Annotated in this window: 1 protein-coding gene and 1 pseudogene; both read left to right on the top strand. The window is 42.4% G+C overall.

What is annotated here, in order from left to right:
• Positions 1-124 precede the first annotated feature (124 nt).
• Positions 125-517, top strand: a pseudogene (locus JGK22_RS32955) (thioesterase family protein); the annotation flags it as partial.
• A 670-nt stretch (positions 518-1187) separates the two neighbouring features.
• On the top strand, positions 1188-2401 hold a 1214-nt coding region (locus JGK22_RS32950), incomplete at its 3' end, for a hypothetical protein (protein WP_293225307.1).

Raw genomic sequence — 2401 nt, 5'->3', positions numbered from 1 at the left:
CGGAGGCAAAAACAAATTGAACCAGGGGCAAATAGTCTCGTGCGATCGCCCGAGTTGCGGACAAAGCTACCCAAATAGTCAAGGATGGGTAGCTTTGTCAATAAATTAAGTTACAGTTTCAAACCCCCACCATACTGACTACAGTGGCGCGGTTTGGCACGGGACTTATCTGACTTGGATGGAGGAAGCTAGGGTGGAAAGTTTGCGCTCTCTCGGCATCGAGTATGCAGAGTGGGTGGCGCAGGGTGTGGAATTGCCGGTGGTTGAGCTTTCACTGCGCTACCACCGCTCTGTACAAATGGGTCAATCTGTGGCAGTCAGAACCCGGATGGCTGCTACCGAGGGCGTGCGGCTGCTTTGGGATTACGAAATTCGATCGCCCGACGCTCAAGAATTATACGTGACAGCACAGGTAACTTTGGTTGGTGTCGATCGGGACAAGGGCAAGATTATCCGTCAATTGCCGCCGGCGCTGAAGGAAGCTTTGACAAGGCTTTCTGTTAAACCTTTACCCTAACTTTGGTTCATTATCCAAAATAGTTTGCCCAGACATCATAAGTAGAGTGGTTGAATTTCAGTCATTAAACAAGATTGCACTGATTCGCTCGCTCTACTTAAAATTATCTCTATTTTATTTTTGTTAGATAAACTTTTAATCTACCATTGACCTGTCAATCAAATATTTATGCCAAACTTCTACTTGTACCAATTGAAACAATCCTTGTTACAACACTATTAGTTGAGTTTGTTTACTCAACTATTGCCGCGCTTTGCGTCGCTATAGAAATCCTAAATCATTTGTGAATTTCTTACTCCCTCCCCTTAATAAGGGTAGGGTTGGGGTGGGGTAAAAAACTTTACGACTCCTGCAAAGACTGCTATAGTTTGATGTTCTGTTGTTGTTGGGAACCATACATGGCGAGACACCCTACCAATATTGTTGCATTAATTTTCCAAAATTGTATTAATTCGCTGCCCAAATATCCCAATTAATGCGCTCTACACAACAACATTGTACATTAATGTTAACATTTAACAATGTCAAACAATGTAAACAAATATAAAGTGTTTTGCCAGGTAAACACAGGCGCTAAAATTGTGATATCCTTGAACAAGATAGTGTTTTTTGAATACCCATTTTGGGAAAAACAGCAAAATAACTCAATTTATATCAATTAAATAAACAAATGGAAGCATTACTTTTATTGATAGGGTTTGCAGGCGGGGCATTAGTCTGCTGGCTTATTTTGAATAAGCGAAATTCACGCAATTTGGTGCGGATGCAGGGTTCGCAGGAGGCCATATCGAAGTTGGCGTCGCAGTTGGATGCTAGAACTTCGGAATTGCGGCAGAAAATGCAGAATGAAACTCAGCTAAATTCTGAAATGTTTGAGCTGCAAAGTCGCTTGGAAATTGTGACTCGCGAGCAAGATGTTTTAAACAATCAAGTGTCGGAATTGGAAGAATTTTTGGCAGGAATTGCTGAGGAGCGATCGCAAGTTAATGCTCTGATTGCTGATTTGCAGTTTCAGCTAGAAAATACTCAACAAGCTGAGTCTCAGTTAGCAGAAGTGGCAGAACTTCAATATCAGTTAGAATTGGCTCAGCACGAGCGATCGCAACTTAACGCCCAAATCCGGGAAATGCAAGCAGAGTTAGAGGCGGTTAATGCAGAACGTTCTCAATTTAACGCTCTGCTTTCGGAAGTTGAAAGTCAGTTGGAAACTGCTAGCCAAGGCAGATTGCAGGTACAATACCAGTTGTCAGAAATTCAAATTAAGTTCGATCGCTCAATTCAAGAGCGGGAGCAACTTCAGTCTCAACTTTCGGGATTGCAAGCTCAACTAGAGAGTTCAGAGCAAGAACGAGAAATCCTCAACTCTCAATTGGAAACCGCCCGCCAACAACCAAATCAACCGCAACCTGAAGCATTAGAGCTGGAAACGCAGTTAGAAGCAGCGAATCAGGATAAAATGCAGTTAAACTCTCAATTATCTGAGCTGCAAAGTCAATCAGAAACGGTTGTTCGAGAGCGGGAACAGTTGCTGTCTCAGTTGTCAGAATTGCAGGTTCAATTAGAAACGGCTAACAAAGAGCGATCGCACATTTACTCTCAACTCTCGGAATTGCAAAATCTCTTCGATACAGCAAATCAGAGCCAAGCTCAACTGCAATCTTCAGTATCCGAATTAGAACAGCAGTTAGAAAGTCTATACCAAGAGCGATCGCAACTGCAATCAGATTTAGAAACTGCAAACACAGAACGCTCGCACCTCTATTCTCAAGTCTTAGAATTGCAAACTCAAATCGAGAGAGCCAATCAAAATCAAAATCAACTGCAATCTCAAATATCCGACTTAGAAAATCAGTTAGAAAATGGGCGTCAAACTCGATCGCAATT

This window comes from Microcoleus sp. PH2017_08_TRC_O_A, from assembly GCF_020738665.1.
In the GTDB taxonomy this organism is placed as follows: Bacteria; Cyanobacteriota; Cyanobacteriia; order Cyanobacteriales; family Microcoleaceae; genus Microcoleus.
The sequence above is the reverse complement of the archived record's forward strand: the minus strand, read 5'-3'. Positions and strand labels throughout refer to the sequence as shown.